The 20,025-nt window shown below is 58.6% G+C and carries 21 protein-coding genes; 13 read left to right on the top strand and 8 right to left on the bottom strand.

Translation table 11 applies throughout. The features are described 5' to 3' along the window. Positions 1-152: 152 nt before the first annotated feature. Entirely contained in the window at positions 153-296 is a 144-nt protein-coding gene (locus tag N438_RS28065) for a hypothetical protein (RefSeq protein ID WP_046881799.1), read from the bottom strand. Between N438_RS28065 and N438_RS14320 the strand changes: the two genes are divergently transcribed. Genes N438_RS14320 through N438_RS14300 form a run of 5 tightly spaced genes read left to right on the top strand, consistent with a single transcriptional unit; the run spans position 289 to position 4,820 of the window. Further along, positions 289-1,395, top strand: a complete 1,107-nt coding sequence (locus tag N438_RS14320; RefSeq protein ID WP_004147267.1) for an ABC transporter substrate-binding protein — start codon at positions 289-291, stop codon at positions 1,393-1,395. The genes N438_RS28065 and N438_RS14320 overlap by 8 nt on opposite strands. A gap of 19 nt (positions 1,396-1,414) precedes the next feature. Beyond that, on the top strand, positions 1,415-2,314 hold the full coding sequence (locus tag N438_RS14315; RefSeq protein WP_002890128.1) for a branched-chain amino acid ABC transporter permease: 900 nt from the start codon (positions 1,415-1,417) through the stop codon (positions 2,312-2,314). After that, positions 2,314-3,363 carry a branched-chain amino acid ABC transporter permease gene (locus N438_RS14310; RefSeq protein ID WP_008805324.1) on the top strand — a complete coding sequence of 350 codons (1,050 nt, stop codon included), beginning with the start codon at positions 2,314-2,316 and terminating at the stop codon, positions 3,361-3,363. Before N438_RS14315 ends, N438_RS14310 begins: the two co-directional genes overlap by 1 nt. Further along, on the top strand, positions 3,350-4,132 hold the full coding sequence (locus N438_RS14305; RefSeq protein WP_008805323.1) for an ABC transporter ATP-binding protein: 783 nt from the start codon (positions 3,350-3,352) through the stop codon (positions 4,130-4,132). Before N438_RS14310 ends, N438_RS14305 begins: the two co-directional genes overlap by 14 nt. Continuing rightward, positions 4,125-4,820 (top strand): ABC transporter ATP-binding protein, encoded by a 696-nt coding sequence (locus N438_RS14300; RefSeq protein ID WP_004204908.1) that lies wholly within the window; start codon positions 4,125-4,127, stop codon positions 4,818-4,820. Before N438_RS14305 ends, N438_RS14300 begins: the two co-directional genes overlap by 8 nt. 116 nt (positions 4,821-4,936) lie before the next feature. On the opposite strand, the gene N438_RS14295 is transcribed toward N438_RS14300, so the two are convergent. Then, positions 4,937-5,113 (bottom strand): hypothetical protein, encoded by a 177-nt coding sequence (locus tag N438_RS14295; RefSeq protein ID WP_012542732.1) that lies wholly within the window; start codon positions 5,111-5,113, stop codon positions 4,937-4,939. A gap of 438 nt (positions 5,114-5,551) precedes the next feature. On the opposite strand from N438_RS14295, the gene N438_RS14285 reads away from it, so the two are divergent. The 4 genes from N438_RS14285 to N438_RS14270 are packed head-to-tail and all read left to right on the top strand — an operon-like array spanning position 5,552 to position 8,609. After that, positions 5,552-6,361: an ABC transporter substrate-binding protein gene (locus tag N438_RS14285; RefSeq protein ID WP_002890106.1), complete on the top strand. Its 810-nt coding sequence runs from the start codon at positions 5,552-5,554 to the stop codon at positions 6,359-6,361. A gap of 1 nt (position 6,362) precedes the next feature. Further along, positions 6,363-7,181 (top strand): amino acid ABC transporter ATP-binding protein, encoded by an 819-nt coding sequence (locus tag N438_RS14280; protein ID WP_008805322.1) that lies wholly within the window; start codon positions 6,363-6,365, stop codon positions 7,179-7,181. Continuing rightward, positions 7,178-7,930, top strand: coding sequence for an amino acid ABC transporter permease (locus N438_RS14275; RefSeq protein WP_012968860.1), 753 nt, complete (start codon positions 7,178-7,180; stop codon positions 7,928-7,930). Before N438_RS14280 ends, N438_RS14275 begins: the two co-directional genes overlap by 4 nt. Continuing rightward, positions 7,920-8,609: an amino acid ABC transporter permease gene (locus N438_RS14270; protein WP_012968861.1), complete on the top strand. Its 690-nt coding sequence runs from the start codon at positions 7,920-7,922 to the stop codon at positions 8,607-8,609. The genes N438_RS14275 and N438_RS14270 overlap by 11 nt, the downstream gene beginning before the upstream one ends. A gap of 3 nt (positions 8,610-8,612) precedes the next feature. Here N438_RS14270 and N438_RS14265 read toward each other — a convergent pair whose 3' ends face one another. The 6 genes from N438_RS14265 to N438_RS14240 all read right to left on the bottom strand — a co-directional run bounded on the left by N438_RS14265 (position 8,613) and on the right by N438_RS14240 (position 15,407). Then, complete coding sequence (locus tag N438_RS14265; RefSeq protein ID WP_012542735.1) at positions 8,613-9,323, bottom strand: fimbria/pilus periplasmic chaperone; 711 nt, start codon at positions 9,321-9,323, stop codon at positions 8,613-8,615. Beyond that, a complete protein-coding gene (gene ecpD / locus N438_RS14260; protein ID WP_012968862.1) occupies positions 9,292-10,935 on the bottom strand; it encodes a fimbrial adhesin EcpD in 1,644 nt (547 codons plus the stop codon). The genes N438_RS14265 and ecpD overlap by 32 nt, the downstream gene beginning before the upstream one ends. Then, the gene (locus tag N438_RS14255) at positions 10,925-13,450 is read right to left on the bottom strand and encodes a fimbrial biogenesis outer membrane usher protein (RefSeq protein ID WP_116696347.1); all 2,526 of its coding nucleotides are present in this window, start codon (positions 13,448-13,450) and stop codon (positions 10,925-10,927) included. The genes ecpD and N438_RS14255 overlap by 11 nt, the downstream gene beginning before the upstream one ends. A 25-nt stretch (positions 13,451-13,475) precedes the next feature. After that, a complete protein-coding gene (locus tag N438_RS14250; RefSeq protein WP_008805316.1) occupies positions 13,476-14,144 on the bottom strand; it encodes a fimbrial chaperone EcpB in 669 nt (222 codons plus the stop codon). Positions 14,145-14,202: 58 nt separating this feature from the next. After that, positions 14,203-14,790 carry a common pilus major fimbrillin subunit EcpA gene (gene ecpA, locus N438_RS14245; RefSeq protein WP_012542737.1) on the bottom strand — a complete coding sequence of 196 codons (588 nt, stop codon included), beginning with the start codon at positions 14,788-14,790 and terminating at the stop codon, positions 14,203-14,205. A gap of 74 nt (positions 14,791-14,864) precedes the next feature. After that, entirely contained in the window at positions 14,865-15,407 is a 543-nt protein-coding gene (locus tag N438_RS14240) for a helix-turn-helix transcriptional regulator (RefSeq protein ID WP_008805314.1), read from the bottom strand. An 833-nt stretch (positions 15,408-16,240) separates the two neighbouring features. Here N438_RS14240 and phnC point away from each other — a divergent pair. From phnC to phnE (N438_RS14220), 4 genes are all read left to right on the top strand, one after another. Next, positions 16,241-17,083, top strand: coding sequence for a phosphonate ABC transporter ATP-binding protein (phnC, locus tag N438_RS14235; RefSeq protein WP_012542738.1), 843 nt, complete (start codon positions 16,241-16,243; stop codon positions 17,081-17,083). A 22-nt stretch (positions 17,084-17,105) separates the two neighbouring features. Further along, positions 17,106-18,044, top strand: a complete 939-nt coding sequence (gene phnD / locus N438_RS14230) for a phosphonate ABC transporter substrate-binding protein (protein ID WP_032691132.1) — start codon at positions 17,106-17,108, stop codon at positions 18,042-18,044. 67 nt (positions 18,045-18,111) lie between these two features. Beyond that, positions 18,112-18,984 (top strand): phosphonate ABC transporter, permease protein PhnE, encoded by an 873-nt coding sequence (gene phnE / locus N438_RS14225; RefSeq protein ID WP_116696346.1) that lies wholly within the window; start codon positions 18,112-18,114, stop codon positions 18,982-18,984. After that, the gene (gene phnE, locus N438_RS14220) at positions 18,981-19,865 is read left to right on the top strand and encodes a phosphonate ABC transporter, permease protein PhnE (protein ID WP_012968865.1); all 885 of its coding nucleotides are present in this window, start codon (positions 18,981-18,983) and stop codon (positions 19,863-19,865) included. Before phnE (N438_RS14225) ends, phnE (N438_RS14220) begins: the two co-directional genes overlap by 4 nt. Positions 19,866-20,025: the final 160 nt, after the last annotated feature.

Below are 20,025 nucleotides of genomic sequence, written 5' to 3'. Positions count from 1 at the left end.
GCGCATTAACAATACCCGTCATACTTCAAGTTGCATGTGCGTTGGCTGCGTTCTCTCCCCCCAGTCACTTACTTCGGTAAGCGCCTGGGGACTCGCTCACTTGCCGCCTTCATGCGACTCGAATTATTTAGGGTATATATCTCGTTATCTATTCAACATAACAGCCAATAATTCGTCGGACACGCTGGCGAATTATTCCTCAATGTTATGCAGTCATTGATGGTTAAAGATAAATAATCGACCGACGGAGAAATACCAATGAAATCGTTTTCCGGGAAAGCGTCTTTAATGGCCACGCTGGTTGCCGCGCTGGTCGGCGCCAGCAGCGCGCAGGCAGCGGAAATTAAAATCGGGGTGGTATTACCCCTGAGCGGCGCCCTCAGCGGCTACGGCCAGCCGTCGCAGAAAGGGCTGGACATTATTCAGGCCATCACCCCGACCTTAAAAAATGGCGATACCATCAAGCTTATCGTTATCGATGATAAAAGCGACAAAGTCGAAGCGGCCAACGCCATGCAGCGCCTGGTCTCCAGCGATAAAGTGGATGCCGTGATCGGGGAAGTCACCTCCTCCAACACCCTGGCGATGACCAAGATCGCCGACGACAGCAAAACGCCGCTGGTCTCCTCCACCGCCACCAACGACCGCGTCACCCGTAACCATCCGTACGTCAGCCGGGTCTGTTTCTCGGACAGCTTCCAGGGGGTGGTCGGGGCCAATCTGGCCTCCCGCGATCTGAAAGCCAAAACCGCCGCCATCGTGTTTGACAGCAGCAACGACTACTCCGTCGGCCTGGCGAAAGCGTTCCGCACCCAGTTCCTGAAAAACGGCGGCACCATTCCCATCGAGGTACAGGCCCCGGGCGGCAGCAAGGACTTTAAAGCCCAGCTGGCGAGCGTCAAGGCGAAGAATGTCGACATGATTTACATGCCGATCTACTACACCGAAGGGGCGCTGATTGCCGTGCAGTCTAAACAACTGGGGCTCAACAAACCGGTGGTGGGCGGCGACGGTCTGGCCGCGGATCAGGTCTTCTTCGATGTCGGTAAAGACGCGGTCAACGGCTATATGACCACCGATTATTACTCGCCGAACGCCAAAGAGCAGACCCCGGCCGGGGAAACCTTCATCAAAGCCTGGGAAGCCAAATACCAGCAGCCGACCCATACCTGGGGCGCAATGGCGGCGGACGCCTATAACGTCATCGTCAACGCCATGAACCAGTGCAGCGATCCCCACGATCGGGTCTGCGTGAATGAAAAAATCCGCGCCACCAAAGATTTCCAGGGCGTGACCGGCACGCTGACGTTACAGAACGGCGATGCCATTCGCAGCGCGGTCATCAACGAAGTGAAAGATGGCAAGCTGGCGTTTCGTACCGTGGTTAACCCTTAAGTTGTGACGAGGCTACAAAATGGACGGCGCCATTTTTCTCCAGCAAGTGGTCAATGGAATGAGTCTTGGGGGCATGTACGCCCTGATTGCCATCGGTTATACGATGGTTTATGGCGTGCTACGGCTGATCAACTTCGCCCATGCGGACGTGATGATGGTCGGCGCGTTTAGTACGCTGTTTTTATTTTCTTCGGTTGGGCTACCCTTCGGGGTAGCCGTTTTCCTGACCCTCGGGCTGTGCGGCCTGTTTGGTATGCTGATTGACCGGGTCGCCTATCGTCCGCTGCGTCAGGCCTCGAAAATCTCCATGCTGATCACCGCCATCGGCGTCAGCTTCTTCCTCGAAAACCTGTTTAACGTGCTGTTCGGCGGCAGCTCACGCTTCTTCTCCGCCCCTGACTTTTTCAACCAGACCCGCGCCTTCGGCAGCGTCATCATTACCAACGTGGCGTGGATTGTGCCGCTGATCACCGTCCTGCTGCTGCTGGCGATCCTCTGGCTGCTGTACCGCACCCGTTATGGGATGGCGATCCGCGCGGTGGCCTTTGACGTCAACACCGTGCGCCTGATGGGCATTGACGCCAACCGGATCATCTCCCTGGTCTTCGCCCTCGGCAGTAGTCTCGCGGCCCTCGGCGGCGTGTTCTACTCCATCAGCTACCCCACTATCGATCCCCTGATGGGCGTGCTTATCGGCCTGAAGGCCTTCGCCGCCGCCGTGCTGGGCGGGATCGGCAGCGTCACCGGCGCGGTGCTGGGCGGCTTTATCCTCGGTTTTACCGAAGTGGTCGCCGTGGCGATCTTCCCCGAACTGGGCGGCTATAAAGACGCTTTCGCCTTCCTGTTCTTGATTCTGGTCCTCTTGTTCCGCCCGGTCGGCATTATGGGCGACGAACGTCTGGAAAGGAGCCGTTTCTGATGCTCAACGCGACGACGACCGCCGGGGCGCAGCTGCGCAACCTGGCCATTATTGTCATCTGTATCGCGCTGCTGGCCGGAATCAACGTGGTTTTCAATGACTACATTGTTCGTGTCATCAGCACCATTTTTATCTTTATGATCCTTGCGGTCAGCTACAACCTGATCAACGGCGTGACCGGCCAGCTGTCGCTGGAGCCGAACGGCTTCGTGGCGGTGGGCGCCTACGTCACCGCCCTGCTGATCCTCTCCAGCGACAGCAAGGTAGACATGTTTGAAATGGCCGCCCCCAGCCCGTGGATCCTCAGCCTGCACGCAGGCTTCCTCCCTGCCCTGCTGATAAGCGGCCTGTGCGCGGCGGCGCTGGCGGTGTGCCTCGCCGTGCCGGTCTTCCGGGTGCGTGGCGACTACCTGGCCATTGTCACCCTCGGCTTTGGGTTTATCATCAAGATCCTCGCTATTAACAATCCGCAAATCACCAACGGCGCCATCGGGCTGAACGATATTCCGCAGCAGCCGCATCTCCTGTTCTGGTGCGGGCTGTTCGCCCTGCTGGCCACCGGCATGATCCTTCAGCTGGTGTGGTCGAAGTATGGCCGGATGATGAAAGCCATTCGCGACGATGAAGATGCGGCGATCGCCATGGGGGTCAACACCTTCCGCATCAAAACCTGCGCCTTCGCCACCAGCGCCTTCTTCGAAGGGATCGGCGGTGGTCTGCTGGCTTCGCTGCTGACCACCATTTCCCCGGGGCTGTTCGACTTTATGCTCACCTTCCAACTGCTGATTATTATCGTCCTCGGCGGACTCGGCAGCACCACCGGCGCCCTGCTCGGCACCGTACTGGTGGTCGGCAGCGGCGAATGGCTGCGCTTCCTCGACCAGCCGCTGCAGTTTTTCGGCCACGATCTTGGCGCGTATCCGGGCCTGCGAATGGTGGTCTTCTCCCTGCTATTGCTGATCATCATGCTTTTCGCCCGCGAAGGGCTGTTGGGGAAAAAAGAGATTTGGCAGATGGGAAGAAGGAACAGCAGCTATGGCGGAAAATAACGTTATCCTGCAGGTGCAGGACGTCACCATGCAGTTTGGCGGCCTGCGGGCCATCGACAACGTCAGCTTCCATGTTGATGAAGCGGAGATCTTTGGCCTTATCGGCCCTAACGGTGCGGGCAAGACCACCCTGTTTAACGTCATCACCGCCAACTATAAACCCACCAGCGGCAACGTCACCCTGGCGGGTACGTCGCTGAAGGGGCTGAAGCCCAACCAGGTGGTGAACGCCGGGATCGCCCGTACCTTCCAGAATATCCGTCTGTTTAACTCCATGACGGTGCTGGAGAACGTGATGGTCGGGCTCGACCGCGCCAGCCGCTACTCGCTGCTGGAGGCAGCTCTGCATATTGGCCGCTACTTTCCGGCCGAGCGGGCGGCGAAGGCCAAAGCCATGGCCATCCTGGAGGACATCGGTATCGCCCACTTCGCGCATATGCAAGCCACAAACCTAAGCTATGGCAACCAGCGCAAAGTGGAGATCGCCCGCGCGCTGGCCACCGCGCCGAAGCTGCTGCTGCTCGATGAGCCGGCCGCCGGGATGAACCCGAAGGAAACCGAGGACCTGGCGGAGCTTATCTTCCGCATGCGACATGACTATCAGCTCAGCGTCCTGCTGATTGAGCACGATATGCCCTTCGTCAATCGCCTGTGCGAGCGGGTGATGGTGCTGGAGTATGGTAAGCCGCTGTTCAGCGGCCTGATGGCCGAGGCGATCCAGCATCCTGACGTCATTTCCGCTTATCTGGGAGAAGCCAATTATGCTTAACGCCCGGGAACTGAAGGTCTTTTACGGCGTGATCCAGGGGCTGAAAGGTGTTGATATCGACGTCTATGACCGGGAGATCGTCACCCTGATCGGCAGCAATGGCGCCGGTAAAACCTCCACCCTCAACGGGATCGTCAACCTGGTGCGCTCCAGCGGGCGCGTCAGCTTCCTCAACGACGATATCTCACGCAGCCAGACCCACCAGATTGTACGCCGCGGGCTGGCGCTGGTGCCGGAGGGACGTCGGGTCTTTACCAACCTGACTATCGAAGAGAACCTGCGCATGGGCGCTTACAATAATCTCGCCGGCTACACCCGCCTGCGCGATCGCATGTACGCCCTCTTTCCTCGGCTCAAGGAACGGCGCCATCAGATGGCGGGCACCATGAGCGGCGGCGAGCAGCAGATGCTGGCCATCGCCCGGGCGCTGATGAGCGAGCCGGTGTTATTGATGCTGGATGAACCGAGCCTCGGGCTGGCGCCGAAAATTGTCGGCGAGCTGTTCGGCATCATTAAGCAACTGCGCGAAGAGAATATGACGGTGCTGCTGGTGGAGCAGAATGCGACGGCCGCGCTGGCTATCGCCGATCGGGCGTATGTCCTGGAGAATGGCCGGATCACCTTGTCAGGCGCGGCGCGGGAGATGCTGACTAACCCGGAAATTAAGCGGATGTATCTGGGGGGATAAGCGTGGTCAAAACTGCCTGGGCTGCGGCGGCGCATCCTGTGTTGCCGCAACCTCAGGCAGTCTCTTGCTACACAAAGCACACCTCGTTCCAGTAGGCTTCTCGCGTCCTGCGTCGCTCAGTATGTCTTATCATGACGGAACCACCGGGTTTCCACGTTGCCAATGTCCACGCCGTAGAGGCTGGCCACCGGCAGTATCGCCTCCATGACGCGCTGGGTATCCTGCTGTCCGGCTTCACCGTTGGACAAAAAAGCCAGCCAGCCCGTTAATCGTTGCCACAATGCCACTTTCATTTTCTCCTCTGTCGGGAAGCGAATCGCCTGGGTCTATTTCAACCACAGTTGGCCGGGCGCGGGAAATATTAATTCCGAATTTGCAATCCTGGCTGGCGCATATTACGCCCGCTCCTATCCCCTCACCCTAACCCTCTCCCTGAGGGAGAGGGAACCGCCCGGCAATCGTTACAGCCCCGGTATACACCGCGGGGCTAACGCCCATGCGCACGATGAACGGAAAATTACCCCTATCCCCTCTCCCTCTCTCCGGAGGGAGAGAGGGCCGCCCGGCAATCGTTGCCGCGCCGGTAAAACGCCAGCGGCACATAAAGAATACCCACAGGTTTGTTAAGTTCTTTTTCGTTATAGATAAGAATTTTTTCTTCTTTGCCGCCGACGGGGAATTTGTGGGAGCGTGATGTCCACAAAACAAAACAGGGATTCAGGGGAAAAAACATGCGCAATAAAACCACAAAAATTGCACTGGCGCTGGGTATGCTGCTGCTCGCGTCTCAGGCACAGGCAGACCAGCTGGCTGACATCAAAGCCGCCGGCGTCGTGAAAGTCGCCACCTTCGACGCCAACCCGCCGTTCGGCTCCGTGGATGCCAAAACCCACCATATCGTCGGCTATGATGTCGACTTTGCCCAGGCGCTGGCGAAAGCGCTCGGCGTCAAACTCGAGCTGGTGGCCACCAACCCGGCCAACCGTATTCCGCTGCTGCAGTCCGGCAAAGCCGACCTGATCGTCGCCGACATTACCATCACCCCGGAGCGGGCCCAGGTTATTGATTTCTCAACGCCGTATTTCGTCACCGGCCAGCAGTTCCTCGTGCCTGCCGGCTCTCCGGATAAGCTTGATGAGTACAGCAAAGCGCGCATCGGCGCGGTGAAAGGCACCACCGGCGAACAGGCCCTGCACCAGCGTTTCCCGCAGGCTCGCGTCCTCTCCTATGACGATATTCCGCTGGCCCTGACCGCCCTGCGCAACGGCAACGTCCAGGCCATCACCCAGGACAGCACCATCCTCGCCGGTCTGCTGGCGGAAGCGCCGGATAAAGCCAAGTTTAAAATTCTGCCCGACCTGCTCAGCAAAGAAGAGATTGGCGTGGGCGTGAAGAAAGGCGAACCGGCCCTGTTGAAAGCCGTTAACGATGAGCTGGTGAAGCTGGAGAAAACCGGCGAAGCCGCGAAAATCTATGATGTCTGGTTTGGACCTGCCACTAAAACGCCGCAGCCGCGCGCCTTTACCATAGAAGCGAAATAATATGTTCTCGGGTTTACTCTCCCACTCCGCGGCCCCGGCCGCGGATTTTTCACGTCTGCAGCGCGCCAGCATTACGTTCCGTGATGTGGCCAAGCGCTACGGCGATCATCAGGTGCTAAACGCCATCAACCTGCAGGTCGAGCCCGGCGAAGTGGTGGCGATCCTCGGCCCTTCCGGTTCGGGAAAATCGACGCTGATCCGCTTGATCAACCAGCTCGAATCCTTAAGCGGCGGCGAGATCCTGATCGACGATAAACCGACCAGCCGGCTGAGCGGCAGCGCCTTGCGCCAGCTGCGCAGCCGCGTCGGCTTTGTCTTCCAGCAGTTCAACCTTTACGCCCACCTGACGGCGCAGGAGAACATCACGCTGGCGCTGGAGCGCGTTCACGGCTGGGGGAAAAGCGCGGCTCAGGAGCGGGCGCTGGCGCTGCTGCGCCAGGTCGGACTGGAAGAAAAAGCGCAGCAGATGCCGGCGCAGCTCTCCGGCGGCCAGCAGCAGCGAGTGGCGATCGCCCGCGCCCTGGCCTCCTCGCCGCAGATTATCCTGTTCGATGAGCCCACCTCGGCGCTCGACCCGGAGATGATCGGCGAAGTGCTGCAGGTGATGAAAACCCTCGCCCACAGCGGGATCACCATGCTGGTGGTGACCCATGAGATGCAGTTTGCCCGCGAAATTGCCGACCGGGTGGTGTTTATCGACGGCGGCGACATTCTCGAGGTCGCCCCGCCGGCTGAGTTTTTCGCCCATCCGCAGCATGCCCGTGCACGGCGTTTTCTGCAGAAGGTGCTGGATCCGCTGCACCAGGAGAGCCTCGAGTGACGCCGATGCTTGACTGGCACGGCGTCCTGAGCGGGCAGCCGTTGCAATGGATTATCTCTGGTTTTCTCACCACCGTCTGGGTCAGCGTCGCCGGGATCCTGCTCGCCACCCTGCTGGCGGTCCTGCTGCTGGCCCTGCGCCTCGGCGGCGGCCGCGCGGGGCGCGGACTGGTGGCCGCGTGGGTCTCGTTGTTTCGCAACACTCCGCTGCTGGTCCAGCTGCTGTTCTGGTACTTTGCCGCCTGGAACCTGCTGCCACTGGCGGTGAAGGAGGTGGTGAACGACGAACACGCCTGGTCCATTTTGCCGGGTAACGTCTGGTGGCTGACGCCGGAGTTCCTCTGCTCGATGTGGGGGCTGGGGGTCTTTACCTCCGCCTTTCTGGTGGAAGAGATCGCCTCCGGACTGCGCGCCGTCAGCCACGGGCAGCGGGAAGCCGCGCTGTCGCAGGGTTTTACCCCGTGGCAGGAGCTGCGCTTTATCCTCCTGCCGCAGGGGCTGGCCAACGCCTGGCAGCCGATTGTCGGCCAGTATCTTAACCTGATGAAACTCTCATCGCTGGCCAGCGGCATCGGCTTTGCGGAACTGACCTATCAGGTACGACAGATTGAGAGCTATAACGCGCACGCCCTGGAGGCGTTTGCCGTCGGTACCGCGCTGTACCTGGCGCTGGGGGTGGCGATGGGCGTGGCGCTAACGCGTCTCGGCCCGGGAAGAAAACTGCAACGGAGCGCCCAACATGAACGCTAATCTGGCGGTGATCGCCGATAACCTCGATTACCTGCTGTGGGGCCGACTGGCGGAGGGCCAGCCCGGCGGCGTGGCGCTGACCCTGCTGATGGCCATCGGCGCCACCCTGCTGGCGCTGCCGGGAGGCATTGCGCTGGCGGGCCTGGCCTGGCGCTACGGCGGGCTGGTGCGGCGTCTGCTGTTTCTGTGGGCGGAAATTATTCGCGGCATCCCGCTGATATTTGTCATCTTCTGGCTGTGGTATCTGCTGCCGATGCTGACCGGCGGCGATCTGCCCGGCGCGGTAACCGTGACCCTGGCGCTGGCGTGGTTTACCGCCGCCTCGGTGATGCACTCGGTGCTGGCCGGGCTGCAGTCGCTGCCGAAAGGACAGTATGAGGCGGCGCTGACCCAGGGGTTCGCCCCCGGGCAAACGCTGCGCCTGGTGCTGCTCCCGCAGGCGCTGCGCAATGTTCAGCCCTCGCTGGTGGGGATCTTTATCGGCCTGCTGAAAGACACGTCGCTGGCGTTTATCGTCAACGTCCCGGAGCTGACCACCGTGGCCGGCCAGGTCAACAACCGGGTGCAAATCTATCCCCTGGCGATCTTCGTCTTCACCGGCGCGGTGTACTACCTGCTGTGCTGCGGTCTGAGCCTGCTGGCCAGCCGGCGTTTTACCCGCCGCGCGACCACCGGATAAGGGTCACTCCGCGGGACGGGGCTTCACCGGGCAGGTATCGCTGATCTTAATAAATTTGTCGTTATAAACCAGATAGTGGTTCCCCGGCTGGCGCAATGCCGGCTGGCGAACCACGTCCCCGGGACGCAGATACCACGCGTCCCCCTCCTCTTCGGTCGAATCGCATCCGGGTTTAATCAGCAGCTTGAACCAGGTATTGCCGGTGTTGCTCACCGTCCCGGCCACCTTATCGAAAGACCATTTAAACTGCACCTCGCGTGGGCGCACCACCAGAATGGTATCCATCACCACCACCGGCTCCATGCTGACCTCGCCGCCGGTCGGGCTGCGCCTCGTCAGGTTGCGGGTGGGGATTTCGCGAAACGAGACCCGATAGTAGCGCTCGCGGTTATCCCGCGGGCCATGATAGTAAAATTTAAAATACTCGCTCTCACCTGCCTGCAGCACCAGCTGGCGGGGGGCAAACAGCAGTTCGCCATCCACCGGCCGGGAGCGTACTTCGCTGCCGCCCGGACGATCGATGGCGCTGATGGCGATGCGGTACAGCCGCGCGCTTTTATTGTTGTTGACCACCCGTTTACTGGCGAAATCCGCTTCGGCCGGCAGGGAAAAGGTCAGGTTGCCGACCGAGATCGCCTGCGCCAGCGGCGCTGCCAGCAGGCAGCCCACCGTCAGCAGGGCCTTAGTTAATGTTGCGCCACGTCGCCTGGACATGAATCTCTCCTGAAGCGCTGACTTCGCCAAACCAGCCGTTATCGTCTACCGTCCGCAGCGAAATGGCGTTATCCATCGGAATCGAAAATTTCACCGTGGTCTTATCCATCTGCCCCACTTCGCCGGAGATATCGGTCCATGGCGTGGTCAGCCACAGCGCATCGGTCATATCCCGCCAGCTGTCATCGCACCCGGCATCGTAGGTCTGCGTCGTGCCGCTGCGGGTGATAAAAGAGAGCGTCGCCGGGAACGGCACTTTCGCCGTACCGTCATCAGAGCTGAAGAGACAGTAGGAACGCCCGCCAATCACCTGCGCCGGTCCGGTCACCTTGATCAGCACTTCATCGGCGGCCGTTTTACCGCTGGTGGTGACGATGTAGCCGAAATCGAGCGCCGGTTCGCCGCTGCCGACATATCCCTCGCGCGACGGCGCCGAGGTATATTCGTCGGAGATAATGCTGATGCTGAAATCACGGGGCTTGATAATCAGCGTGTTGGAGGTGGAAAACTCATACCAGCCTGACTCCGGCGAGGTGGTGTTCTGAAAGCGAAAGTTGAACAGATCCTTGGTGTTGATATCGCTGATCCCGAGGTTCACCATCTGCTTAAAGAAGTTGCTGGAGAAGAAAACATAGATTGAGTCTGAGCTCTTCATCTCGTTGAAGGTGTAGTAATAAGCGGTATTGCTCACCGGCTTCCATGAGCTGCCGTTGAGACTGAACTGCATATCGTACGCCCCGACGGCCGAGGCCAGCGACGAATTGGCGATCGCCGGGAAAATATGGATCGAGGTGTTGCTTAAACCATTGGTCTGCAAGGTATAGTTGACCATCTTACAGCTTAATCCTGCGCGGCTGCCGATGGTCTGCGTCTGGCAGTCGGCGTTCCCTTCTCCCAGGGTCGGCACGCCGTCGCTGTTGATAAACACCTCCGCCAGCGAGTGGGTATTAATCAACCGCAGGTTCGCGGCTTTGGTGTGGGTGACGTTGCGCACATACCAGTTACCGGAGGCCTGATCCTTACAGCGCGCACCGCTGCTGGCATCGTAGTTCACCGAGGTCTGACAGGCATTGATGGTCATCGTAAAGCTGCCGCCGACCGGCATCTGCTGCAAATATTGATAAAACGCGTCCGACATCATGCCGTGCATCCACTTCGCGCCGCCGCTGGTCACCGTCGCGCCATAAAACCCGCTGGCATCGGTGGTTTGCGGCAGGATCAGGCTGGTGGCCATATCGCACCCGGCGTACCAGTTGATGCAGCGCAGGCCGGTTAAGGGGTGCGAAACCGGCGAGTTTTCCAGCCACATATCAAACTTCCAGTTGGCATTGAGCCCGGTGTTGTAGCCGTTATCGATATAACCGAGACTCTGCTGATAAATGGTGCCGGAGCCGGTGTATTTTAAGCCGGTCCAGCGGTTAGCGCCGGTCATACGCGGATCCAGCGCCCCGCCGGGGGTGACGAAAAAGTTGTCGTCGGAGTTGTTTTCAACAAACACAAACTCGCGCGCCGGCGCATCCGACCAGGTGGTCTTGGTCACCGCCGCCCTGAGTGCGGCTGCCGGCCAAAGCAGCGCGAGGATCGCCAGCGCCATCAGTGCATTAACTTTCATTCTCTTCTCCTGTCTGCTGCACCGCCGCCCACGACGAGAGGCCGCTGCAGACCACATCCCCGACCCAGACGGCGCCGCGTGCCTGGCTGAGCTCCAGCGCCACTTCGCAGGTTTTATTGCCGCCGTAGCTGAAATCGATAGTGGGGTATTTCTTATCCACGTCCATGACAAACTCGCCGTTTTCATCGGTCCGGGTACGGCCGATATGGTTGTTAATCCGCGCATTCGCCAGCAGCGTGCCGTCTTCTGCACGAATACGACCGGAGACGGTGACCATCTGCTTCACCTCTGGCTCAATCACTGCGACGTTGCCCGGATAAAGGGTCAGATGACTCTTACGCCCGCTGACGATGTCGTAGCTATCGAGCGAGTTTTTGCTGTTCTGCAGCTCCACCTCATAGCGGCCATAGGGAGAGAGCGGCAGGTAGTTACGCTTGCCGCTGAGCGGGAAAATCCGCCCGTTAACCCTGGCGCTAATCTGACCATCGTCCTCCAGCCCGGTGTTGAAGATCACTCCGGCGTTACCGTCAGTTCGTCCGCTGGCGGCGATGTTTTTGCCCTGCCAGCCGACGCTGCCGCTGGCGGTGAGGTTAGTGTTGACGTAGCCGTCCGCCGCGCTGTTGACGTTCAGCGTGCCGCTGGCGTAGCGGGCGTCGAACTGGGCATACGCTCCGCCGCTGAGGGTTTTGTCATCCCCGGTATCGCCGGAGATGGCCCGCGACAGATTGGCGCCGATGGTGCGAATAGTGCCTTCATCAAACTGCTTGCGCGCTGAGAGGTTAGCCATGGTGTAGCCGTTCTGATGGGTCATCCCGGCGCTGAACCAGTTGCCCAGCGGCAGCGAGAGATCGAGAGCGATATATTTCCCGGTGTTGACGCTGCTGTCGCCATTGTTATAGCGCTGGATCCCCGCCCGCAGGCCGAGCGATCCAAACGCGCCGCTGTAGACCGTCTGATAGTAATCCGCTGTGTAGTAATGACTGTTGTAGCGGCGGTCATCGTTGTAGCTGACGCTGAACGTCCCCAGCTTCGACCACAGCGCGTTCAGGTTGAGGGTGCCGCCGATCGCCCGGTTGTCGGCATCGCTGCGCCGCAATTGATCGCCAATGCGGGTTCTCTCCTGGTTGACCCACACTGAACTGAAGCCTCCCGGCAGCGTAGCGCTGATGCTGCCGACGCTGCTCCAGGAACTGTCGCTGGCCAGCATATTCTGCAGGTTAACGTTGATCGACTCGCCCAGCGGCAGCGTCAGGCGGGTTTCCCCCACCGCCTGGTTGTCGTAGCCATAGCCCGTTGCCGCCCAGCTCAGGGTGCTGAGCGACCCGGAGGTCGAGAGGCCTGCCAGCCAGCTCTCTTTTGCCGGCCGGGTCTTTTTGCCGCTTTCCGACCAGCGATCCATATGGAAACTGCCGCCCCATACCTGCCACGCCAGCGGCGCGCCGATGCCGCGTCCCCGGCTGAACAGCTTATTGACCCGCTGGGTGCGTTTGCTGACCACCCGACCATTAACGATCACCTCCACTTCCACGTCGTAAATACCGTACGGCAGGCCGCGGGTATCCACTTCATGGTTGCCCATGGCGAAGTTCTGGACGCTCAGCAACCGGCCGTCACGGGTGAGATGCACCTCGCCCGCCGCCGGTAAAAAGGCAATCACCGGCGTGGCCGACTGACTGTTGTCGAAGACGGTGGAGCTGGCCTGATTCCCCCAGGAAAGGCCGTAAATCTTGCCGGCCGAAATAGCGGTCATCGGTCCCAGGGACTGCAGGTTCCAGGTGTCGAGCATCCCGCCGGCAAAGCGGTGGCCGGCGAAATCGCGCTCATACATGGCCTTATATAATTCACTGTCCTGCTGACCGCTGCCGATCCCGTACAGCGAGCCGTCGAGCACCACGTGATGCTCCCGCAGCGCGGTGACGTTGTTCAGCGACAGGTAGCTGGAGGTGTTGCTCCCGCCATTGCGCATCTGGTTGTTATAGACGCCGAGGTTATAGCTCAGGTTGCTGCTGAGGGTGTTCACGCTGGACTGACCGATATCTTCGCTGCGCGAGCGCAGCACGGTGCCCAGCGCCTCGCGTTTGACCACCAGCTGCAGCAGCAGCTGACGCAGGCTGAGATCCAGCTGCGCGCTGTCGGTCAGGGGAATGGTGAGTGCCTCGCTGAACGGGGCGTTGGCCAGGCCGATCAGCTGCTGTCGGGTCTGTTGGCTGACGCTGGCGTTCCCCTCGCTCTCCTCCAGTTGGATCTGCCGGACACGCAGCTGGCCGTCGTCCAGCCAGATAAAGGCGCTGCCGATCCGCTGATCGTCACGGGTGTCCTGGCTGCCGGCAAGATGAATATAGAGCGGGACGCTCATACCGTCCTGCAGCGCCCGGCTGAAGGCCTGCGGAATAATCACCCCGCCAATCTGCTGGGCACGTACGGCAGCAGCGCTGGCGTCGGGCTGAACGAACAAAAAGATCATGCCGAAGGCAAGCTGCGTTTTCAGTCCTGGGGAAATCCGTCGTAGAGGCATCGTCGTTATCCATCTGCACAACTGTCTATTTCACGGGAACAAACTGCTCACCCTGCCAAAGCGCAACCCGTCCTTTTTTATTCGCCGTGTCCACCTGCGTAAAACGGCGCGATTTACCCGGCATCAGGTAGTAATTCTCTTTACACTCCTTACCGTCGGCGGCCTTCAGGCAAGGGCCGTAGGCGAGGATCCGCAGCGTCGCATTCCCGGTGTTGGTCAGAGAGCCGTTGGCGTACTGAAAGCGGTAATTCACCTGCCGGGGCGCCACCACCAGAATGGTGCCGATGCGGGCGGACGCCGTCGCTACCGCGCTGCGGTTGGCGTTATCGCGCTGGGCATCGCTGAGTGCCTGATCGAACCAGACAATGCGGTAGTAACGCTCTTTGTCATCCGCCGGGCCTTTGTAGAAGAAACGGATGACATCGCTGGCCTGGGCGGGTAGCAGCAGGCTGGCGGGGGTAAGCAGCACCTCATCCGGTTTATCCATCGGGATAACCTGCCCACCATCCAGCGGGGAAGAGAGCCGTTCGAGATGGATATTGATCAGTCGACCGCTGTCTGTGCTGTTCTTGATTGTTTTGCTCAGCGTGCTGCTGCCGCTGTTCATAAAAGATGAGATATCGCCGACATCCAGCGCCTGCGCCGGCGACACCCCGACAAGCAGCAGCCCGAGAGCCAGAAGGTGCTTTTTCATAACAATTCCGTCCGTGAAAAAAGCAGGGGGAGCCCCCCCTGCTGGTGCATCAGAAGGATCAGCTGGTCCAGGTGGCGTCGAACTGGACGCTGACGTCGCCGCTCCAGATCCCTTCCGGCAGGGTGCTGTAATCGGTCACTGCGGTGGTGCCGTTGGTGGTGCCGCTGATGATGGAGAAAGTGAAACCATCCTGCGCGGTGGTACGGCCGCTGGCGTTGTAGCCATTAGCCAGCGCGCTGAGGTTGCCGCCCAGCACGCCGTTAGCGGTATCGATCATCACGGTATCTGCGGTTTTTTCGACCGCGGCGCCGTTATAATCCACACCCACGCTCAGCGTGGAGCCGGAAGTGTCCAGCTGGGTTAAGGTGTTGGTGATAAGGCGCGAGGTCAGCTTAAAGGCGGTCGCCGTTGCGTCACCCTCAATCGCCACGTCAAACAGACCTTTCTGCGAGTTAAAGCCTTTAATGCCTTCGGCGTACTGGAATGCCAGGCTGCCGAGCGGGGTCACAACCAGCTTGCTGGTGGTGTCTTTTTTAGCGGTCGCCGACCAGGTCGCAACAGCCTGAGCCGTTACGTCAGCAGCCTGCGCCACACCCATACCGGTAAACGCTGTTACCAGAGCTATTGCCAGAACCTTTTTTTTCATCGCTTTTTCATCCTGAGTTGAATTAAGGACATGATGTCCCGGTGAACCATTTAAAAAACAATATTGCCTGGGTGTTACTGAACTAACTTATATATTTTGGAATACAGTTTGGCCTCAGCATTGCGCCGATGGGTATATACTGTCTTCACGCTACAATTTTCAATTCTGGCGATCGATTTCGGCTGCATGCCCTGAGCGGTCATGCGGATTATTTTCATTTCCCGGTCAGTAATTTTATCTTTCTTAATATCTTTGCGGAGAAATCTGCCATTAATTACGTAGGCCAGTTCTTTTCTAATATCGCGACTCAGGCCAACATATACCACGCCGCGAATATTGCTATTGTAATACCAGTAATTTGCTAAGGCTTCTGATTTCCTGGCCGCAATCAATACGACCTGTTTCCCCTTTACCGCGGATAGCCATTCGCTATCGCGCCTGATAAATTCATTTAAAGAAGCCGTATTGAGATTGATAAACACAAAATCCTTTCTAATCTTCTCCTGCGACAGATAAATTAATTCATCGATATCCAGAATGAGTTCGGATAGTCCTTTATAGAAGTAGGAGTCATGGGCAGACCAAATGTACTTATCGGAACAGCATTTATATTCCATATAGTTTTTAACCTCATAGTCCTTGAAGTAATCATTTTTACAACTTCACTGTTTGCCAGGCCTACAAAGTTAACTGGCGTATTCGCTTCCTTTAATAAATCGCCATTAAATAAGACACGCATTACTTATCAATATTTGATAAGCCGGGTTTAATTTTAATTATTTCTGCATGGCGTTGAATTTAAGTTTTTTCCTATGGAGTGTCAACACGCGGACAGGCAATCAATTTCGTGCCTGGGTCAATATTTACAAAAACTGAAAATATCGGATTTTTGAGGAGTGGAAAAAGACATTTATTTTCATGAGGTTATTGGCAATATTACCCTCAATTCTTACTTGTGCTTTATATTACCCAGGATCTTCGCCCTATTATGTTAGGAATATTCTTAATGAGGGGCAGGATGGAGTTGTCAAATAAACCAAATTAACAACAAAATAAAGAATATAAATCTGAATATAAGCAATAACCAGGATGATTTACCAATTCATAAGCCACATGAATAGATTAACCTGCCGCACAAAATAGTTATGCATATGTTAATTCTGCGGAATGATGAATGCTAAACAAAGGTAGAAGCATTATCTATTCGATTAAACAGACCTCATTAGCAAGATAAAACGAGTTTTGCCGATAGGTGCCTGCCGTCACGGGTGCGCCAGCCTTCGCGCCCCCCGAAAGCATAGCCGCTTTTCAAGGCTTCGCCAGCGGTCAGCAAGCCGCGCGGTCGGCCTGTCATCCCCGCCTGTTCACGCTTTGTTCGCAATACCGTCATCGAAATTTCATATAAAGACCTATTAATAGTGCCCAGTTAATGACGAACCTGGACACTCTTATGAACAGCTCTCTTGCCGCGGTGGCCGAAACTGATTTCCAGCCGTTCACCGATCTCGATGCCGGCCTGCAGCGGAAGGTCTTAAGCGTGCGTAACCTGACTAAAGCCTATCATGCTCAGCACAAGGTGCTGGACGGCATCAGCTTTGACCTGCACGCCGGTGAAATGGTCGGGGTCATTGGCCGCTCCGGCGCCGGCAAATCGACGCTCCTGCATGTCCTTAATGGTACGCACAGCGCCAGCGGCGGTGAAATTCTTAGCTATCCGGAAGTCGGTATGCCACACGATGTCTCAAAGCTGAAAGGCCGCTCACTCAACGCCTGGCGCAGTCAGTGCGGGATGATCTTTCAGGACTTCTGCCTGGTACCGCGCCTCGACGTGCTCACCAACGTCCTGCTTGGCCGCCTCAGCCAGACCTCAACCCTGAAGTCGCTGTTTAAGATTTTCCCCGCCGCCGACCGGGCGCGCGCCATTGCGCTGCTCGAATGGATGAACATGCTGCCGCACGCGCTGCAGCGGGCGGAGAATCTCTCCGGGGGACAGATGCAGCGGGTGGCAATCTGCCGGGCGCTGATGCAAAACCCCGGCATTTTGCTGGCCGACGAACCTGTCGCCTCGCTGGATCCGAAAAACACCCAGCGCATCATGGATGTGCTGCGCGAGATTAGCGAGCAGGGCATCAGCGTGATGGTAAACCTGCATTCGGTAGAGCTGGTGAAGGCCTACTGCACCCGGGTTATCGGCGTCGCCAGCGGCCAGCTTATTTTTGACGATCACCCCTCCCGGCTGACGCAGGATGTGCTGCAGCAGCTGTACGGCGATGAAGTTAGCCAATTGCATTAATTTCACTCACACGGGCAACATAATGAAAAAATATATGACTGGCGCAGTTCGTTTATCCGCAGTGGTCGCGGGCATGATGATGGCATGGCAGGCGGCGGCAGCGCAGCCGAAAGAGCTGAATCTGGGCATTCTCGGCGGGCAGAACGCCACCCAGCAAATCGGTGATAACCAGTGTGTGAAGACCTTCCTCGATAAAGAGCTGAACGTGGATACCAAACTGCGTAACTCTTCCGACTATTCCGGGGTGATCCAGGGTCTGCTGGGGGGTAAAGTCGACGTGGTGCTGAGCATGTCCCCCTCCTCTTACGCTTCGGTTTATATCAATAACCCGAAAGCCGTGGATATCGTCGGCATCGCCGTGGACGATAAAGATCAGTCCCGCGGCTATCACTCCGTGGTGATCGTCAAAGCCGACTCCCCGTACAAAACGCTGGACGATTTAAAAGGCAAAGCCTTCGGCTTCGCCGATCCGGATTCCACTTCCGGGTATCTGATCCCTAACCATGCGTTTAAAGAAAAATTTGGCGGTAACGCCGACAACAAATACAACAATACCTTCTCCAGCGTCACCTTCTCCGGCGGCCACGAGCAGGACATTCTCGGCGTGCTGAACGGCCAGTTCGCGGGCGCGGTCACCTGGACCTCGATGGTCGGCGATTACAACACCGGCTACACCACCGGCGCGTTCAACCGTCTGATTCGCATGGATCATCCGGATCTGATGAAGCAGATCCGCATTATCTGGCAATCGCCGCTGATCCCGAACGGCCCGATCCTGGTAAGCAATGCGCTGCCGGCGGACTTTAAAGCGAAAGTCGTGGCGGCGGTGAAAAAACTGGACACCGAGGATCACGCCTGCTTTATCAAAGCGATGGGCGGTACCCAGCACATCGGTCCGGGCAGCGTGGCTGACTTCCAGCAGATTATCGACATGAAACGCGAGCTGGTGAGCGCGCGTTAATCCTGCCTCAACGCCGCCTGCTTGCCCCCAGGGTGAGCGGCGGCGCTACGTTGAAGATCCCCGACGCATGAAGACGACCCACACCGAATTTGAACGCTATTACCAGCAGGTACGCTCGCGGCAAAAGCGCGATACCGTCTGCTGGTCGTTACTCCTGCTGGCGCTCTATTTTGCCGCCGGCAGCGCCGCAGAATTTAATCTGCTGACCATCTGGCACTCGCTGCCCCACTTCTTTGACTATATGGCAGAGACCATTCCGCCTCTGAGTGCCGGCAACCTGTTCGCCGATGTACAGACCAAAGGCTCGCTGGCCTGGTGGGGCTATCGCCTGCCGATCCAGCTGCCGCTCATCTGGGAAACCCTGCAGCTGGCGCTGGCCTCGACGCTGGTGGCGGTCGCCATCGCCACGGTTTTCGCGTTCCTCGCCGCCAACAACGCCTGGACCCCGGCGCCGGTACGCTTTGCCATTCGGGTACTGGTGGCGTTTTTGCGCACCATGCCCGAGCTGGCGTGGGCGGTGATCTTTGTCATGGCGTTCGGCATCGGTGCGATCCCGGGCTTTCTGGCGCTGATGCTGCACACCGTCGGCAGCCTGACCAAACTGTTCTACGAGGCGGTGGAGAGCGCGCAAAACAAACCGGTACGCGGCCTGGCGGCCTGCGGCGCGTCGCCGCTGCAGAAAATCCGCTTCGCCCTGTGGCCGCAAGTGAAACCGCTGTTTCTCTCCTACGGCTTTATGCGGCTTGAAATCAACTTCCGTTCGTCGACGATTCTCGGGCTGGTGGGCGCGGGCGGTATCGGCCAGGAGCTAATGACCAATATCAAGCTCGACCGCTACAATCAGGTGAGCATCACCCTGCTGCTGATCATTCTGGTGGTGTCGGCGCTGGACATGCTGTCCGGTCGTCTGCGCCTGTGGGTACTGGAGGGTAAGAAATGAGCGTCTGGCACATGCAACCGGATATCGCCGCCAGCCGGCGGCAGCATAAACAGCTCTATCAGGTCCAGGGGCGCTACCTGCGCTACGTCGGGCTGGTAGCGCTGGCCTGCGTGCTCTATTACGTCTGGTTTTTTCTGCAGTTTGGCATCAGCGGCGAGCAGCTGACCACCGGTCTGCAGCAGATTGGCCGCTACCTGGCGCGGATGTTCGTCTGGCACGACTTCTGGAACTGGCCGTTCGGCTATTACTTCACGCAAATCGGCATCACCCTGGCTATCGTCTTCGCCGGGACGCTGACCGCCACGGTGCTGGCGCTGCTGCTCTCCTTCTTTGCCGCCCGCAACATCATGCGCGGCGTGGTGCTGGGGACCCTTGCCCTGCTGATGCGCCGCCTGTTTGATGTGCTGCGCGGGATCGACATGGCTATCTGGGGGTTGATTTTCGTGCGCGCGGTCGGCCTCGGGCCGCTGGCTGGGGTGCTGGCGATCATCATGCAGGACACCGGTCTGCTGGGACGGCTGTACGCGGAAGGACACGAAGCCGTGGACCGCTCGCCCGGGCGCGGGCTGACCGCCGTGGGCGCGAACGGCCTGCAAAAGCATCGCTTTGGCATTTTTACCCAGTCGTTCCCAACCTTCCTCGCCCTGAGCCTGTATCAGATTGAATCCAACACCCGCTCCGCGGCGGTGCTGGGCTTCGTCGGCGCCGGGGGTATCGGGCTTATCTATGCCGAGAACATGCGCCTGTGGAACTGGGATGTGGTGATGTTTATCACCCTGCTGCTGGTGGCGGTGGTGATGATCATGGACACCCTTTCCGCCTGGCTGCGCCGTCGCTATATCGGCGGCGCCGCGGTGCCGCTGTATCAGGGCGGACGCTAGCACACCTTTGCGCCGGATGGCGGCTTCGCCTTATCCGGCCTACTCGTCCAGGACTGGCTGTTGACTCACCGCCGGGCCTGGGGCAACTGAAACTGCCGGTGCTGGCGGCCTCAACATCGCTGAGACGTTCCCGGAAGGCCGGGGCAGCCCGCATGGATGC

The sequence above is a fragment of the Klebsiella sp. GL120222-02 genome, from assembly GCF_003097195.1.
Classification (GTDB): Bacteria; Pseudomonadota; Gammaproteobacteria; order Enterobacterales; family Enterobacteriaceae; genus Klebsiella; species Klebsiella variicola.
Note: the sequence above shows the minus strand (reverse complement) of the source record. Positions and strands in the feature narration are given on the sequence as shown.

Excerpts from the sequence above, each read along its gene's own strand:
- N438_RS14310 (WP_008805324.1), top strand. The coding sequence starts at position 2,314 with ATGCTCAACGCGACGACGACCGCCGGGGCGCAGCTGCGCAACCTGGCC.
- N438_RS14250 (WP_008805316.1), bottom strand. The coding sequence starts at position 14,144 with ATGAAAAAGCACCTTCTGGCTCTCGGGCTGCTGCTTGTCGGGGTGTCG.
- N438_RS14285 (WP_002890106.1), top strand. The coding sequence starts at position 5,552 with ATGCGCAATAAAACCACAAAAATTGCACTGGCGCTGGGTATGCTGCTG.
- ecpD (WP_012968862.1), bottom strand. The coding sequence starts at position 10,935 with ATGAAAGTTAATGCACTGATGGCGCTGGCGATCCTCGCGCTGCTTTGG.
- ecpA (WP_012542737.1), bottom strand. The coding sequence starts at position 14,790 with ATGAAAAAAAAGGTTCTGGCAATAGCTCTGGTAACAGCGTTTACCGGT.
- N438_RS14240 (WP_008805314.1), bottom strand. The coding sequence starts at position 15,407 with ATGGAATATAAATGCTGTTCCGATAAGTACATTTGGTCTGCCCATGAC.
- phnD (WP_032691132.1), top strand. The coding sequence starts at position 17,106 with ATGAAAAAATATATGACTGGCGCAGTTCGTTTATCCGCAGTGGTCGCG.
- N438_RS14300 (WP_004204908.1), top strand. The coding sequence starts at position 4,125 with ATGCTTAACGCCCGGGAACTGAAGGTCTTTTACGGCGTGATCCAGGGG.
- N438_RS14305 (WP_008805323.1), top strand. The coding sequence starts at position 3,350 with ATGGCGGAAAATAACGTTATCCTGCAGGTGCAGGACGTCACCATGCAG.
- N438_RS14270 (WP_012968861.1), top strand. The coding sequence starts at position 7,920 with ATGAACGCTAATCTGGCGGTGATCGCCGATAACCTCGATTACCTGCTG.
- N438_RS14265 (WP_012542735.1), bottom strand. The coding sequence starts at position 9,323 with ATGTCCAGGCGACGTGGCGCAACATTAACTAAGGCCCTGCTGACGGTG.
- N438_RS14280 (WP_008805322.1), top strand. The coding sequence starts at position 6,363 with ATGTTCTCGGGTTTACTCTCCCACTCCGCGGCCCCGGCCGCGGATTTT.
- phnE (WP_116696346.1), top strand. The coding sequence starts at position 18,112 with ATGAAGACGACCCACACCGAATTTGAACGCTATTACCAGCAGGTACGC.
- N438_RS14255 (WP_116696347.1), bottom strand. The coding sequence starts at position 13,450 with ATGCCTCTACGACGGATTTCCCCAGGACTGAAAACGCAGCTTGCCTTC.
- N438_RS14295 (WP_012542732.1), bottom strand. The coding sequence starts at position 5,113 with ATGAAAGTGGCATTGTGGCAACGATTAACGGGCTGGCTGGCTTTTTTG.
- N438_RS14320 (WP_004147267.1), top strand. The coding sequence starts at position 289 with ATGGCCACGCTGGTTGCCGCGCTGGTCGGCGCCAGCAGCGCGCAGGCA.
- N438_RS14315 (WP_002890128.1), top strand. The coding sequence starts at position 1,415 with ATGGACGGCGCCATTTTTCTCCAGCAAGTGGTCAATGGAATGAGTCTT.
- phnC (WP_012542738.1), top strand. The coding sequence starts at position 16,241 with ATGAACAGCTCTCTTGCCGCGGTGGCCGAAACTGATTTCCAGCCGTTC.
- phnE (WP_012968865.1), top strand. The coding sequence starts at position 18,981 with ATGAGCGTCTGGCACATGCAACCGGATATCGCCGCCAGCCGGCGGCAG.